Source organism: Mycobacterium sp. NGS19, assembly GCF_059813155.1.
Window position 1 is genome coordinate 156521 of the sequence record NZ_JCALEB010000001.1, and the last position, 15494, is coordinate 172014.

Annotated in this window: 14 protein-coding genes; 3 read left to right on the forward strand and 11 right to left on the reverse strand. The window is 66.0% G+C overall.

Annotated elements, in window-relative coordinates; all coding sequences use genetic code 11:
- Positions 1 to 18: 18 nt before the first annotated feature.
- On the reverse strand, positions 19 to 1164 hold the full coding sequence (locus AC5Y4N_RS00820; protein WP_499909572.1) for a thiolase family protein: 1146 nt from the start codon (positions 1162 to 1164) through the stop codon (positions 19 to 21).
- Positions 1165 to 1266: 102 nt separating this feature from the next.
- Between AC5Y4N_RS00820 and AC5Y4N_RS00825 the strand changes: the two genes are divergently transcribed.
- Positions 1267 to 2478, forward strand: coding sequence for a cytochrome P450 (locus AC5Y4N_RS00825; protein ID WP_499909570.1), 1212 nt, complete (start codon positions 1267 to 1269; stop codon positions 2476 to 2478).
- Positions 2479 to 2513: 35 nt separating this feature from the next.
- Positions 2514 to 3728: a CaiB/BaiF CoA transferase family protein gene (locus tag AC5Y4N_RS00830; protein ID WP_499909848.1), complete on the forward strand. Its 1215-nt coding sequence runs from the start codon at positions 2514 to 2516 to the stop codon at positions 3726 to 3728.
- Between the two features lie 73 nt (positions 3729 to 3801).
- Here AC5Y4N_RS00830 and AC5Y4N_RS00835 read toward each other — a convergent pair whose 3' ends face one another.
- From AC5Y4N_RS00835 to AC5Y4N_RS00870, 8 genes are all read right to left on the reverse strand, one after another.
- A complete protein-coding gene (locus AC5Y4N_RS00835; RefSeq protein ID WP_499909568.1) occupies positions 3802 to 4989 on the reverse strand; it encodes an acyl-CoA dehydrogenase family protein in 1188 nt (395 codons plus the stop codon).
- Positions 4989 to 6029: an acyl-CoA dehydrogenase family protein gene (locus tag AC5Y4N_RS00840; RefSeq protein WP_499914351.1), complete on the reverse strand. Its 1041-nt coding sequence runs from the start codon at positions 6027 to 6029 to the stop codon at positions 4989 to 4991. Before AC5Y4N_RS00840 ends, AC5Y4N_RS00835 begins: the two co-directional genes overlap by 1 nt.
- A 2-nt stretch (positions 6030 to 6031) precedes the next feature.
- On the reverse strand, positions 6032 to 6868 hold the full coding sequence (locus AC5Y4N_RS00845; protein ID WP_499909564.1) for an amidohydrolase family protein: 837 nt from the start codon (positions 6866 to 6868) through the stop codon (positions 6032 to 6034).
- Positions 6865 to 8478, reverse strand: coding sequence for an acyl-CoA synthetase (locus AC5Y4N_RS00850; RefSeq protein ID WP_499909562.1), 1614 nt, complete (start codon positions 8476 to 8478; stop codon positions 6865 to 6867). Before AC5Y4N_RS00850 ends, AC5Y4N_RS00845 begins: the two co-directional genes overlap by 4 nt.
- Before the next feature lie 13 nt (positions 8479 to 8491).
- On the reverse strand, positions 8492 to 9691 hold the full coding sequence (locus AC5Y4N_RS00855; RefSeq protein ID WP_499909560.1) for an amidohydrolase family protein: 1200 nt from the start codon (positions 9689 to 9691) through the stop codon (positions 8492 to 8494).
- A 13-nt stretch (positions 9692 to 9704) separates the two neighbouring features.
- Positions 9705 to 10511 (reverse strand): enoyl-CoA hydratase, encoded by an 807-nt coding sequence (locus tag AC5Y4N_RS00860; protein ID WP_499909558.1) that lies wholly within the window; start codon positions 10509 to 10511, stop codon positions 9705 to 9707.
- A gap of 84 nt (positions 10512 to 10595) precedes the next feature.
- Positions 10596 to 11603, reverse strand: coding sequence for a dihydrodipicolinate synthase family protein (locus tag AC5Y4N_RS00865; protein ID WP_499909556.1), 1008 nt, complete (start codon positions 11601 to 11603; stop codon positions 10596 to 10598).
- 1 nt (position 11604) lies between these two features.
- On the reverse strand, positions 11605 to 12402 hold the full coding sequence (locus tag AC5Y4N_RS00870; RefSeq protein WP_499909554.1) for an SDR family NAD(P)-dependent oxidoreductase: 798 nt from the start codon (positions 12400 to 12402) through the stop codon (positions 11605 to 11607).
- Between the two features lie 106 nt (positions 12403 to 12508).
- Here AC5Y4N_RS00870 and AC5Y4N_RS00875 point away from each other — a divergent pair, with 106 nt between their 5' ends.
- Positions 12509 to 13276 (forward strand): TetR/AcrR family transcriptional regulator, encoded by a 768-nt coding sequence (locus AC5Y4N_RS00875; protein WP_499909552.1) that lies wholly within the window; start codon positions 12509 to 12511, stop codon positions 13274 to 13276.
- Here AC5Y4N_RS00875 and AC5Y4N_RS00880 read toward each other — a convergent pair.
- Together AC5Y4N_RS00880 and AC5Y4N_RS00885 are read right to left on the reverse strand one after the other, a co-directional pair.
- Positions 13273 to 14448: a thiolase family protein gene (locus AC5Y4N_RS00880; RefSeq protein WP_499909550.1), complete on the reverse strand. Its 1176-nt coding sequence runs from the start codon at positions 14446 to 14448 to the stop codon at positions 13273 to 13275. The genes AC5Y4N_RS00875 and AC5Y4N_RS00880 overlap by 4 nt on opposite strands.
- Before the next feature lie 171 nt (positions 14449 to 14619).
- Complete coding sequence (locus tag AC5Y4N_RS00885) at positions 14620 to 15489, reverse strand: enoyl-CoA hydratase/isomerase family protein (protein WP_499909548.1); 870 nt, start codon at positions 15487 to 15489, stop codon at positions 14620 to 14622.
- Positions 15490 to 15494: the final 5 nt, after the last annotated feature.

Sequence of the window (15494 nt, forward strand, 5' to 3'; positions counted from 1 at the left end):
CCTGAAATCGCACCGAAATCACAGGGAGACGACGGTCGCGGCCGCGGTTCCGGGTGCGCCGTAGAGCTGCGCGAAGCCGACCCGCGGCGCGCCGGGCACCTGACGCTCGCCCGCCTCGCCGCGCAGTTGCCGCACCAGTTCATGGAGCTGCCGCAGCCCCGACGCGCCGATCGGCTCGCCGTTGGCGATCAGTCCGCCGTCGGTGTTGACCGGCATCGCACCGCCGATTTCGGTTGCGCCGTCGGCCAACAGCTTCTCCTGCTCGCCGTCCGCGCAGAACCCGCACTCGGCCATGTGGATGATCTCTGCCCCGGCGTCGGTGTCCTGCAGTTGGATCACGTCGACGTCGCTCGGCGACACCCCGGCCTTCTCGAAGGCCGCCCGCGCCGCATACACCGTCGGTGACGCGTCCTCCTCGACGGGTGCGAAGGTGGTGTTCACTTCGTAAGCGCCGTAGCGGCGGGTGCGTACTTCGACGGCCCGCAGATACACCGGCGTCGAGGTGTAGCGGTGCGCGATGTCGGCGCGGCACATGACCACGGCCGCCGCTCCCTCGTCGGGTGCGCAGAACATGTACTGCGTCAACGGATAGTTCAGCATCGGCGAGTTCAAAATGTCGTCTTCGGGAATCGGCTTGCGGCGGAACGCATTCGGATTCAGCGCGCCATTGCGGAAGTTCTTGGCCGCCGCCCGCGCCAACGTCCGCTGCGAGATGCCGTGCTCGTGCAGATAGCGGTTGGCCTTCATGCCGAAGAACTTCGTCGTGAGGTATTGCCCGCTCTGCGCGTACCAGCTCGGCATGCCGACAAGCGCCGGATCTTCGGTGAACGCGCCACGCGGATGCTTGTCCATACCGACCGCAATGCCGATGTCGTAGTCGCCCAACCGGATCCCGTCAGCACACGCCTTCGCCGCGCTGGCCGCGGTCGCACATGCGTTGAACACGTCGGTGAACGGGATGCCGGTGAGACCCACCATCCCGACGATCGCATCCGGGTTCGCCACGGTCCAGCTGCCGCCCACACCGAACTGGATGTCGCGCCACTGCACGCCGGCGTCGTCCACCGCGGCGAAGATCGCGTCAGCTCCCATCTGCATCGCGGTCTTGTCCCCGAACCGCCCGAACGGATGCAACCCGACCCCGATGATCGCCACGTCAACCATCTCGGCACCCACCTCCTCCTGTGGTCTGATACTGTAACATTTACAGTACGTACCTGCGGCCGCCCTCGCCGACCGCACGACACCGAACGCTGGAGACCAGCTGTGGAAACGCACGCCCAGGAGATCCTGCCGGCCGACCGGGCCGCTGAGTGGAAGCGTGATCCCTATCCGTTCTTCGCCGAATGGCGGCGTCGCAGCGGCGTCTTCGCGGGCCCCGTCGTCGACTACTCCAGGCTGCCCGAGTCGATGAGACCCCGGCACATCTTCTCGGCGTTGTCGTTCGACGCGGTCAACACCGTGCTGCGGGACGGCCGGGTGTTCAGTTCGGCCGGCTACGACACGTCAATCGGGCTGTTCATGGGCAAGACCATTCTCGCGATGGAGGGCAAGCAGCACCGCGACCACCGCAACCTGGTCTCGGCCGCGTTCAAGACGAAATCGCTGGCGCGGTGGGAGCCCGAGATCGTCCGTCCGGTCTGTCAGGAGTTGGTCGACGAGTTCGCCGATGCCGGTGAAGCCGACCTGGTGCGCAACTTCACGTTCGAGTTCCCGACGCGCGTGATCACTCGGCTGCTAGGCCTGCCTGAAGCCGACCTGACCGAATTCCGCCGCCGCGCAATACAACTGATCAGCTATAACGTCGACTACAAGCGGGCATTCGAGGCGTCGGCAGCCCTCAAGGAATACTTCCTGCAGCACATCGAGAAGCGCAAGCGGACCCCGACGGACGACATCATCGGCGACCTCGTCGCTGCCGAGATCGACGGCGAAAAGCTCAGCGACGAAGCGATCTACTCGTTTCTGCGACTACTACTGCCGGCGGGCCTGGAAACGACGTACCGCTCGTCGGGCAATCTGCTCTACAACCTGCTGACCCGGCCGGAGCAGTTCGCCGCGGTGCAATCCAACCGCACCTTGCTGGGCAAGGCGATCGAAGAAAACCTGCGCTACGAGACGCCGCTGACGTCCGTGCAACGTTTCGCAACCGAGGACACCGAACTCGACGGTGTCGAAATCCCGGCTGGCGCGATGATCGACGTGTGCATCGGCTCGGCGAACCGCGACGAACGCCGCTGGGAGCGGTCTGAGGAGTTCGACATCTTCCGCAAACCCATCCCGCACATTTCGTTTGCCGCGGGTGAACACACTTGTCTGGGTTTGCATTTGGCACGGCTGGAAACCCGCGTCGCGCTGGAGTGCCTGCTCGACCGATTGACCGACATCACCCTGCTCACCGACGGCGATCCGCACATCCGCGGCAACCCGTTCCGCTCGCCCACCGCGCTGCCGGTGACGTTCGACGTCGTGCGCTAGCCTCGTCGCCACAGGAGGTTCACGTGGTCAAGGTCATGGAGGGCGTCCGCGTCCTGGAGGTCGCTCAGTTCACGTTCGTCCCGGCGGCCGGGGCCATTCTCGCCGACTGGGGTGCAGACGTCATCAAGGTCGAGCATCCCGTCCGTGGCGACACGCAGCGCGGCTTCGTGAACATGGGCGGCCATCAACTCAATCCGGACCGGCACCCGCTGATCGAGCACCCCAACCGCGGCAAACGCAGCGTCGGCATCGACGTGTCCACGCCCGGTGGCCAGGAGGTGCTCTACGAACTCGCCCGGACCTCCGATGTGTTCTTGACCAACTACTTGCCCGCGGCGCGGCAGAAGAACAAGTTCGACATCGAGCACATCCGCGCGGTGAACCCGAACATCATCTACGCCCGCGGCAGCGCCTACGGCGACAAGGGCCCCGAGCGCGATGTCGGCGGTTATGACGGCACCGCATTCTGGACGCGCAGCGGGGTCGGTCATGCCTTGTCACCGCCGGAGCTGGGGGGCTTTCTGACCCAAGGCATTCCGGCATTCGGCGACTCGATCGGCGGGATGACGATCGCCGGCGGCATCTCGGCGGCACTCCTGCACCGCGAACGCACTGGAGAAGCCGTCGAGCTGGATGTGTCGCTGCTGAGCACAGCGTGGTGGGCGGCGGGCGCCAGCGTGACGCACGGCATGGAGACCGGCGAGACCATGCGCGCGGAGATGCCGCACAGCGGCGGCTCGGCGGTGAACCCGTTTTTGGGCAACTACCAGACGTCTGACGGCGGCACCATCAACCTGTGCATCGTCAGTCCGACCGGCTATATCCGAGACACGTTCGAACACTTGGGCATTCCGGAGGCGGCCGACGATCCCCGGTTCTCCGACGTGCTGTCCCTGATGGAAAACGCCGACGCGGCAAGCGAACTGATCGCGAAGGCGTTCGCCGCCAAGCCGTTCGCGTACTGGCGCCAGCACCTGAAGACCATGCGGGGCCAGTGGGCGCCGTTTCAGAGCTTCATCGACCTGGCCACCGACGAGCAGGCCCTGGCCAATGACATGGTGGTGGAAGTGGAGGCGGCCGACGGCGGACCGCCGTTGCGAGTCGTGCGGGGACCCGTTCAGTTCAACCACGAGCCGCTGCAGACCACCCGCGCACCGCAGGCATCCGAGCACACGGAGCTGGTGCTGATAGAGCTCGGCATGGATTGGGACCGCATCGCCGAGCTCAAGGAATCCGGCGCTATCGCGTAGGCCTCGTGTGCGCGAGCGTGCGTGTCTGTACACCGCCACACCGATACGCGCCGTACCGCAGCGCACGCTCAGGCTAACGGGCCGCCGGTGCCGCGTACGCGGGCTTGCCCAAACCGAGAACGTGCTGGGCGATCATGTTGCGGAACACCTCGAGTGTGCCGCCGTAGATGCCGACCAGCGGCGCGAACCGGTAGATGTACTCCGACGCGCCGTCGTCGACGGCTCCGTCGGTGTCGACGGGCAGTGACGACGCGGTGCCGAGGATGTCCATCAGCTCCGGCGAGATGTCACGCATGGTCTGCGCCAGCGCTACCCGGCCGAAAATGCTCGGTGCGCTCAGCGCGGCTTCCATTCGAGCGACGCTGCGGCCCAACCGATATGCCACAGACCCGTCGGCGACGTTCGCCTTAGCCGCGGCCTTGTCGGCGGCGTCGGCCATGAAGCCGGCCTGGTGCATCATGATCGACACATCGGCCAGGCCGTCTGGTGCCGCGGCGACGGCGCCGTGTTCGACGTTGAGCGGTTCGCGCAGCACGGTCCAGCCGCCGTTCACCTCCCCCAGCCGATACTTGTCGTCGACCCGGACGTCGCTGTAGTAGACGATGTTCGTCCGGTCGCCGTCGATGGTGCGCACGCCCTGGATCTCGATACCCGGCGAGTTCAACGGCACGAGAAACATGGTCAGACTCTTGTGTTTTGGCGCTTCGGGGTCGGTATTCGTGATCAGGAAGACGTACTGGCAGTTGTGCGCGCCGGTAGTGAACATCTTCGACCCGTTGATCACCCAGCTCCCGCCATTTGTGCTCCTCGCGTCCGCGCCACCGTCGCGCACTGCGCGCGTCTTGCACGTCGCGATGTCCGATCCCCCCTCGGGTTCGGTGTAGCCGAGGCACAACCGGACGTGACCGCTGAACACGCCTGGCAGCACTTCGTCCTTGAGCTCCTGCGAGCCGAACGTCGCCACCGACCGCGCCACCATCGCCGTGGTTCCCCACGTCACCCACGGCACATGCGCGCGCCGCTTCTCGAGCTCCCAGATGCGCCGGCGCACCCGGGAGAACCCGCCCTCGGACTCCGGTTTCCATTCGCGCTCGAGATACCCGGCGGCACCGAGCGCCAGATGCACGCCCTCGTCGAAGTTGTCGCCGGTCTCGCGGTCGCGCCGCCGAACCTCGTCGGTCACGTGCGTGCGCAGAAAGCTGCGCGCCTCGTGAAGGAACGCCTTGTCGTCGTCAGACAGCTCGACTCGCGAAAAGTCCATCACTGACCGCTTTCTCGCGCCGCGACTATCTGCGCGATGTACTTTGCGCTGGCCGCCGGATCGCCGCCGGCCAGCGGCCACCCGCGAGCCCGCACCAAGTAGGCGGTCGCGGCCGCTTCGACCGATACACCGAGGCCACCCTGCACGTGCACCGCCATCGTCGCGGCCTTGGCCGCCTCTTCGGCCATGAACACGAACACCGACGGCGCCAGCTCGGGCCGCTCGTCGGGCTCGTTGTCGAGGAACCAGGCCGCGCGCCGCGCCAGGTTGCGGCCGGCCTGCACCGTGATCGCGATGTTGGCCAGCGGATGCGAGATCGCCTGCAGCGTCGAGATCGGTACCCCCAGCGTGTAGCGGGTCTTGGCGAACTCCGCCGCGATCGTCATCGCCTCCTCGACGAGCCCGACCAGCGCCGCGCCCGTCAGCAGCCGCCACTCATCAAGTGCGCGTTGATATTCCGCGAGCGCGTCAGGACCGCTGGCAACGACGGTGCGGCTGTCGGCCGCCGACGGGTCGACCCACGCCATCGGCAGCCGGCCGATGTTGTCGACGCGCGCCGGGCGGGTGTCGAACGTGAGGCGCACGACGTCGTCACCGTCGCGGACGAGGATGTGGTCGGCAATCGAGCCGGTGCCGATCAACCGCACGCCGGCGGTGTCGTCGTGCTGGGTGTCGAGTCCTGCCACTTGCTTGCCGCTGAGCACGTGGTCGTCCAGGGCGCCCAGCCGGCCGAGCAGCCGGGCCGCGCACACGTGGTCGATCCACGGCACCGGCGCCAGCGAACGGCCGATCTCCTCGGCGACCAATGTCAGGTCGACCAGCGTCGCGCCATCTCCGCCGCACGACTCCGGGAGCGCCATCATCGACGCGCCCATCGCGCACAGCCTTTCCCACAGGCTCTTGTCGAACCCCGATTCCTCGGCGGCGCGGACGGTTTCGATCGGGCAGTGGGTCTTGAAGAACCGCCGATACACCTCCTGCAGCGCCTTGTGGTCGGCGGTCAGGCTGTAGTCCAGCCGGCGCAGTTCGTAACGGTCCATGGTCATTGCTCCTGGGTCACGCCGAAGAAGAACTCTTGGGCATTGCGATAGAGGTAGTTGTCCAGCACGTCGGCCGGCAGCTCGAGCGCCAGGGCCTCGGGCACCACCCGGCGCATGCGCAGCACCGGCCAATCCGAGGCGAAGATCACCTTGTCGGAACCTCGGGTGCGCATGAAGTGCAGCAAGGTCTCCGGCAGCCGCTTCGGTGACCACGCCGACGTCATCAGCCGTAGATTGCGGTACTTGATCAGCAGCCGAATCGCGATGTCCCACCAGGGATCCGCACCATGGATCATGCACAGTTTCAGCTCGGGAAAGCGCACGCAAACCCGATCCAGGTGGATCGGGTTCTGCACCTCGCCGGGGATCGGGGGGCCGGGTATCCCGGTGTTGACGCACAGCGGCAACTCGAGTTCGGCGCATTTGGTGTACAGCGGGTAGTAGACCGCGTCACTGGGCGGATACTGGCCGTCCCCCCAAAAGCTCGGGCCGACAACGGCATACACGACGGGAAGGTCGGCGGCGACGGCGCCCAGCTCGCGCAGCGACGGCATCGGCCGCAGCAGGTTGACACCGCCCATCGCCAGTGCGAAGCGGTCCGGGCGGGCCTGCACGAACTTGCGCGCGGTCAGCGACGGTTTCGCGAGGCTGTCCATCAGAATCGCCTTACGCACGCCCTGCTCGTCCATCTCGTCGAGGAGCTCGGCCAACTCGACAGGGGCGAACATCGACTTCGGACCCTTGAAGTAGTCGTCGCGGACTTTCACCATCCAGGCGGGCTGGACTTCGGTTTCACCGAAGTGCACGTTCACCAGGCAATCGATCACATTCTGTGTCATGGCACCGGAGCCTGTTGGCGCGCAACACTTTTCGCCCAGCGGTAGTCGGCCTTGCCGTTACCGAGTCGGCGCACCTGGTCGACGACGACGAATTGTTTCGGAACCTTGAACCGCGCCAGCGACGATGCGCAGTGCGCGGCAAGAGCATCGGTGGCCTCGACGCAGTCGGCACGCAGCGCGACAACGGCCACCAATTCCTCGCCCCAGCGTTCACTGGGCCGCCCGACCACCAGCGCGTCGTCCACGCCGGGGCACGCGCGCAACACCTCCTCGACTTCCTCGACGAACACCTTCTCGCCGCCGGTGTTGACCACCAGCGAGTCGCGGCCGAAAAGACGCAGCGTGCCGTCGGGCTCGATGCTTGCCCGGTCACCGGAGATCACCACCCGCACGCCGTCGACCTCGGGGAAGGTTTTGCGGGTGGCGTGCTCGTCGTCGAAGTAGCCCAAGGGGATTCGGCCCGTACGCGCGACCCAGCCGATCTCCGGATCACCGGGCTCGAGGAAGCGGGTGTAGTCGTCGGAGAGCACGAGGCCGCCGTCGCGGAACTGGAACGTGTCGCTGTGATGCCCGCGCTGGCTGTGGCCGAACGCCATGTTGCCGGTTTCCGACGATCCGTAGCCGTTGATCAACGTGATCTGCGGGATCGCCTCGAGCAGCGCGCGCTGGTACGTCGGATTGGTCGCGGCGCCGCCGGTGCCGATCGCGTACAGCGAGGACAGGTCGTAGGCGTTGCGCCGCAGCTCGTCGACCAGCGGTCCGGCGTAGGCGTCGCCGACCATCGTCATCAGCCCGACCTTCTCACGTTCGACGGTCTGCAGCACGCTGCGCGGGTCGAACGTGCCGCGGTTGTCGTAGAGGATCACCGGGATACCGTTCATGATCGCCGCGAAGGCGGTCCACATGCCGGCCGCGTGCATCAACGGCGACACCGCGAACCACGGCGCCCCGCCGGCCTGCACCTTGGCACGTATCTCGTCGACGGAGTCATGCGCCGCGCCGTTCATCGACACCACGTACATGTCGCACTGCCGCCACAGCACTCCCTTGGGACGGCCAGTGGTGCCGCCGGTGCAGATCATGATCAGGTCGTCGGGTGACGGCGAGAGGCCGCGGTCGGTATCGCCTTGCGCGAGTGCGTCTTTCAGGGTCACGGCACCAGGTAGCTCTGGGATGGCGCTGCCGTCGTCGATCGACACCAGCACGGCGCCGGAGGGAAGCACGTCGGCGAACTTCGCACCGAGCGACCGGTGGTAGACGACTGCTCTCGGCTTGACGTAGTCGAACAGCTCCCCGACTTCGCGAGGCGTGTAGTAGTGGTTGACGTTCACCGGCACGGTGCGGGCCTTCAGACATCCGATCACCATGTCGGGGTACAGGTCGTTGTGCATGACGAGCGCGACCCGGTCCTGGCCGCACTCCCAACGCTCGAGTGTGTCGCGTTCGTGGTGCGCGCCAAGTCCTTCGCCGGCGAGGTAGTTCGCCAGCCGACGGGTTCGCTCCGCCGATTCGGCGTACGTGCTACGCCGGTCGCCGCAGACCGTCATCACGCGGTCCGGAACGGCTTGCGCGATGGCGTCCAGCACCGCCCCTAGCGTCCACTCGCTCATCGGTACAGTGCGACTAGGCGGCGGACGACACGTTGACGCCAAGCAGATCTAATGCGTTGTCGCGCATGATTTTCCGGATATCGCCCTCGCTGAATCCCTTGAGCTCCGCGGTGAACGACACCGGCGACTCCAGCCCTTCACCGTGGGGCCAGTCCGATCCGAACAGGATCTTGTCGACACCGATGACTTCGGCGAGCTGCGTCAGGTCGTCCTCGTAGTACGGGGCGATCCACACGTTGTTGCGCAGCTGCTCCACCGGATCCTCCGGGAACAGCTTCGGGTGGTTGTTGGCCGCCTTCTTGAGGCGTTTGATCAACCGGTACACGAAATACGACCCGTTCTCGATGCTCACCACGCGTAGCTTCGGATGACGGGTGAAGACGCCATGCACGATCATCGAGGCCATCGTGTCGTGAATCGCTCGGTCGTCGACGAGGACCTGGTCCAGCGGATTCGAGCCGCCGAATGCTTCGAACGTCGACTTGCCACCCCACATCCCGGCGATCTGCAGATAACCGCTGTCGCTCAGATGGAACCCGACCGGAACCCCGGCCTCGGCCAGCCGCGCCCACACCGGATCGTGGAGCGGGTCACCCAGCGACCGCGGCTTGACCACACCGGGCACCGGCGCGGGCCGCACCAACACCAACTTCGCGCCTCGCGCTAGCACGAAATCGACTTCCTGGAGCGCTTTTTCGGGGTCGGCCAGTGAGATGATCGGCGCGGCGACGATTCGGTGATCGGGCCGGTCGAATCCCCAGTCTTCGTCGAGCCACAGGTTGAACGCGTGCACCGACGCCATCGTCGCCTCGATGTCATGCTTGAGCGCTTCTTCGACCCCGCACGCGAACGTCGGCAACATGAACACTGTCTCGAGGTCCTGGGTGTCCAGAACCGCGACACGGGCGTCGCGGTTCTGGTACTCCGGATGCTCCGAGAGCCGCTCGACCTTCATCAGCGATGCCGGATCCACGCCTTCGGGAATCTCGCCGCGGAACAGCAGATCCAGGCAGCCCGGCACGATGATCGGGTCGAACGTCGGATTCGGAATGAAGCGATTGACCTTGTCGCCGATCAGCGCGAGCGTGTGCTTGCCGTCGCCGACCATCTGCACGCCGCGGCGTTTGAACTTTTTGTCCAAGTGCCGGGTGAACGCGTCCAGCGGCTCGTAGTAATGGTTGTCGACGTCGATGGCCTTGTAGTCCAGCGCCATGGTGAGAGTCCTTTCAGTCGGTCAAAGCCGGGAAGTTCGGCGGCCGCTTCTCGAAGAAGCTCGTGATGCCCTCGATGAAGTCCGGGCGAAGCATCGACTCGTGCATGAGCTTCTCTGCCACCGCGCTCGCCTCGAATACGTCACGCATAGTGTCTGCGTACACCTGCTGCTTGATCACCGCCAGAGAACTGGGGGCGCAATTGGCGGCGATGTCCTCGGCGTAGCCGATCGCGCGCGGCATCAGCTGGTCGGCGGGCACCACTTCTTTGACCAGTCCCAGCTCGGCGGCCTCGTCGGCGTAGAAAACCCGGCCGCTCAGCAGCAGGTCGAGCGCGGCCCCCCAGCCGACGATTCGGGGCAGGATCCACGAGATGCCGTATTCGGCGATGAGTCCCCGCCGCGAGAACGACGTGGTGAACTTGGCGCCCTCCGCGGCGAATCGGACATCGCACATCAGCGCCTGGGTCAGCCCGATGCCGGCGCATGCGCCGTTGATCGCCGCAACGACCGGCTTGCGCAGCATGGCGACCGCATGCGGGTGGCGTTCCCCGACCAGCGCACTGACATCGGTGTCGCCCACGGTGGCGTCCCCGATGCTGGAGAGGTCGCCCATGTCGGCGCCCGCGCAGAACGCGCGCCCGGCGCCGGTGATCACGATCGCGCGGACATCCGCGTCGGCGTCGGCGCGGTCCAGACATGTCCAGAACGCACTGGCCAGTCCGCCGCCCCACGCGTTCATGCGCTCGGGCCGGTTCAGGGTCAGGACCGCGACTCCGCTGTCGCGCACCTGGTAGCGCACCACGTCGTCGGCGCTGTCCAAGCCGACCTCCTCTGATGCCCACAAACTTGATGTATGCACATACTGTACACCTATCGGTAGTGCCTTCCGCAGGGTCCGAAAAGGTCACCGATCGATCAAACCGAGGCGGGTGTACGCCTTTCGGATCTGCCGCTTGCCCGCCTCTGGAAGCGGCACCTGAGGCGGGCGGGAATGCGGATAGTCCCCCACGGGAAGCCCGAGCAGCGAGGCCGCGTACTTGAACGCAGCACCCCAGTGCGTGAAGTAATCCGGGCGGCCGGGATAACAGGTGAACCACGAACGGATGTCGACGCCGAACTGGTCCAGTCCCGACTCGACCGCGAAATCCATCGCCTCTACGAGCTTGTCACTCCACACCAAATCCCAGTAGTGGCTGAGGATTCGACGCTGCGGTGTCTCGTAGAGGTAGCCGGTGGTGCCGAGTTGTGCGGGCCCGACGATGCCCTGGCGGAGCCATCCCGCGCGGTACACGGTGGTGTCGCATTCCCAGATGACCAACTCGGGCGCCAGCTCGTGCAGCAGCCGGCTGTTCGCCGGGCGGAAGGCGCCCTCTTTGGTCGCGCACACGGCGGGAACCTCGGCGACGATGCGGGCGCTTTCGGCGGCACTGAGCACATATCCCGACGACGGCGAGTTGAACATTCCCAAAGCGATGTCGGTGCGTTCGCTGATGTAGCGGAAGAAGGCCAGGACGCCGTCGCCGCCATGCAGTTCCATCATCGGCGTCTGGATGTAGACGATGTCAGCACCGGATTCCTGGGCGTGCAGTGTCAATTCCAGGCAGTCCTTGGCCGACAGTGCGGCGGTGCACGACTGGACCACCACATCGGGGTTGACGGCACGCGCCTGCTCGATTGCCAACTCCAGCAACCGCTTTCGCTCAGCAGTGGTCAGCGACCAGAACTCGCCGACGCCGCTGGTCACCCACAGCATCGGGTGGCCGAGATCGCCCACGCAGTACCGAACCAATGCGCGGTAAGCATCCCAGTCGATCTCGTCGCCGTCGCGCCCGCAGAACGGGGTGTACAGGGAGTCGCCGATTCCCCTCAGCGCTGTGCGTGCCCATTCGCGGGCTTCTCGTGCGGTCGCCATGTCAGGTGAAATCACTTCCGCCGTCGACGTTGACGTTGGCGCCAGTCATGTATGAATTGCGCCGGGAGGCCAAAAAGGCTGCGACAGGACCGATTTCGTCAGGAAATCCGGCTCGCGGCAGGTGGGCCGGATGCCCGAAGTGCTTGGCAATGGCGTCCATCAACGCATACGGGTCGTTACCGTTCACACCGACCGACGCGGCCCAGCCGACCAGCGACTCCGAAGCGATGCTGCCGGGCGATACCACGTTGACCATAATCTCGTCCTTGGCCAACAGCAACGACAGGTTCTTCGAGATGCTGTTCACCATTGCCTTGGCTGCCGTGTAGGCCGCCAGCAGCACGCTCTGCCGCTGGGTCGAGTGGGCCGAGAAGTTGACAATCCGCGCCCACTCGGCACGCCGCAGCAGCGGCAGAGCCGCACGCACGCAGTGCACCATTCCCATCACGCCTTCGTCGACGGCTTGTCGCCACTGCTCGTCGGTCAAGTCCTCGAAGGTGCCCACCGCGCTGGGCCCGACCACGTTGATCAGCACATTGAGTTTGCCGCTCCAGCGGCGGCTCACCTCGGCGAACAGCTGCTCCACCGCGTGGGCGTCACCGACGTCGGCGACCAGTCCCACGGCGTCGGGGCTGCCGCGACGCCGCAGGTCGTCGGCCGCTTCGTCGAGAACGTTCGGTGTGCGGCCGACCAGCGCAACCCGGCACCCGTCATCGGCCAGGCATCGCGCCGTGGCCAGCCCCATCCCACGGCCGCCGCCGACGACGACGGCGGTGGCGTCTGCGAATCCGAGGTCCACGGCCCTGGCGCCTTCCTTCGTCCCGCTACGCGTGGAACGCGGCGGTAACGAGGAAGCTTACTATAGGGGTTACAGTAATCGGGAGATCGAACGGAGGTAGCCCACCGTGGCAGGAAAGGCAACCGCGCAGAAACGCCAGCGGCGCGAACGCGGTTCGATCAATCCCGAGGACATCATCGACGGCGCCTTCGAACTTGCCGACCAGGTCTCCATCGACAACCTCAGTATGCCGTTGCTGGGTAAGCATCTTGGCGTCGGCGTCACGAGCATCTACTGGTATTTCCGCAAGAAGGACGACCTGCTCAACGCGATGACGGACCGGGCGCTGCGAAAGTTCACGTTCTCGACGCCCTATGTGGAAGCGGGCAATTGGCGTGAATCGCTGCGCAACCACGCCCGCATGATGCGTAAGACCTTTCTGAGCAGCCCGATTCTGACCGACCTGATCCTCATCCGCGGGGCGCTCAGCGCGAAGGCGCGACGGTTGGGTGTGGAGCAGATGGAGAAGGCGATCGAAACATTGGTCGATGCCGGTCTGTCACCGGAGGACGCGTTCGACACCTATTCGGCGGTGTCGCTGCACGTCCGCGGCACCGTCGTGCTCGAGCGACTGCAGCAGAAGACGCGCGAATTGGACGACAGCGAACCGACTTTCGAGCCGAGAGCGCTTGATCCCCAGGCGACGCCGTTGATCGCCAGGCTGGCTGCCAAAGGTCACCGACTGGCCGCGGCGGACGAAAAGAACTTCGAATACGGGCTCAACTGCATCCTCGACCACGCCAGTCGGCTCATCGAGGAAGGCCAGAAGCCGCGCAAGGCTGCGCCGCGCCGCGCGCGCAAAGCAGCCGCGAAGCGCGAGACCTCCAAGCGCTAGACCTCGATCACCACGGCGCCGCCCTGGCCGCCGCCCGCGCACATTGCTGCGACTCCGATACCACCGCCACGCCGCTGAAGTTCGTACACCAGCGTCGTCACCATCCGGGCACCGGAGGCGGCGATCGGGTGGCCGAGGCTGCAGCCGCTGCCCGAGAAGTTCACCCGCTCCTCGTCGAGGCCGTACTCGCGGCATGCCGCAATCGGCACCGACGCGAACGCCTCGTTGATCTCCCACAGCGCCACGTCGGCCGGTGACAATCCGGCTCGTTGCAGCACCTTGCCGATCACCTTGACTGCACCGAGTCCCGTATCCTTCGGCGGCACAGCCGATGCCGCCCACGCCTTCACCGTCGCCATCACCCTCAGCTTCTCCGCGTCGGCATAGTCCTTGTCGACAAGCGCGACCGCTGCCGCCGCGTCGTTGGTGCCGCTGCTGTTGCCAGCGGTGATCGAGAAGCCCTCGATCTCCGGATGCAGCGGCTTGAGGGCGGCCAGCTTTTCGACCGTGGTGTCACGGCGCGGGTGCTCGTCGACGCTGAAGTCCACCACCGAACCGTCGGGCAGTTGCACCTTGAGCGGCACGATCTCTTCGGCGAACTTGCCCGCGTCGATCGCTGCGATGGCCCGCTGATGCGAGCGCGCAGCCCACGCGTCCATTTCCTCGCGCGTGATGCCGACCGCCTTGGCGGTGTTCCACCCGACCGTGATCGACATGTCGCGCCCGGGCGCGTCCGGCGTCTCCGGATGCGTGGGCGGCAGCCACCGTTCCTCGAACTTCAGCTCGGGGCCGGGAATGCGCTGGTTCATCAGTGGCGTCATCGACAGCGACTGCACACCGCCGGCCACCACCACCCGCTCCATGCCCGAGCCGATTCCCCCCGCCGCGTTGCCGATCGCGGTGAGGCTACCGGCGCAGTGCCGGTTCACCGACTGGCCCGGCACGTCCTCCATGCCGCACGCCGCGGCCGCATAACGGGCGAGATCGCCTCCGCCGTAATGGGATTCGGCGAAGATAACGTCATCGACGGCGGAGGGTTCAATGCCGGCCCGGCGAATCACCTCGGGCAGCACGGTGGTGATCAGCGTTTCGGGCGGCGTATTGGTGAGCGTTCCCTTGAAGGAGCGTCCGATCGCTGTTCTGGTGGCGCCGACGATGACGGGTGTGGGCATGGTGGTGGCCTCGAGCTCGGTGGGAAAGACTTTACAAAACTAGCAGATACTGTAGCGGCGGGTCGGTCCGGCCTCGTGCCAACCAACGCTGAGCGCCGAGCGTGACGTGATAGCGATATTTCGGCCGGAATTTCGCAGTGGACTCACGTTCGACGAAGCGCGCCGGCCGGGTCACGGCTCCGGGACGTGGAAATACTCGTCGCGGCGGCGGAACGCCTCTTTGGTGCCCACCTCGGCGCGGGTCTTGACGAAGTTGAATTCGCCCGGGGCGAATTGCAGGTTGGTGCCGAACGCGTGGAACAGGTAACTGGCCACTTCTTCCCCCTGGTAGGCCTGGCTCTGCTCGACCAGCCGGAAAGCCTCCTTGGCGATCACGACCCCGTCGGCCGGCATCTTCGCAGCCTTCTCGGCCCAGTACCGGGCGCGCGCCCCGACGCGCTTTGCGTCGCAGGTCTCGGTGAAGACCCCGAGATGTTCCACCGTGCCGGCCTCGACGATGTCGCCGGTGAGCAGCAGACGCCTCGCCAGCACCGGGCCGAGGCGGTGGAAGAACATGTGCAGGCTGCCCAGCGCGGGCCCGAGGAAGCGGGTGGCCGGCATGCCGATCTTGGTGTCGCGGGCGACCACCGAGATGTCGGTCATCAGCGCCATTTCGAAACCGCCGCCCAGCGCGCAGCCACTGATCTCCCCCACGGTGACCTTCGGAAAGCCCATCAGGTTGTGGTAGAAGCCAAAAGACTTGCGGTCCACGGCAAGTCGGCGGCGCTGGCTGGGACGGCCCTTGGCCGGTTCGGAACGTCGGCCGTACCAGCCGTATGCGTTGTTCATGTCCGCCCCGGCCGAAAAGACTCCGTCCGCGCCGCGCAGCACCACCACCGTGACGTCGTCGTCGTCGGCGACCGCGTCCAGGCAGCGGGCCATCGCGTCGCGCATCGTGGCGTCGTAGGCATTGCGCTGCTTCGGGTTGTTCAGCGTGATCGTGGCGATGCGCTTGTCCCGATCGACGTCGAACAGGACGCGATCGTCGTCCGATGAAGTCATCCGCC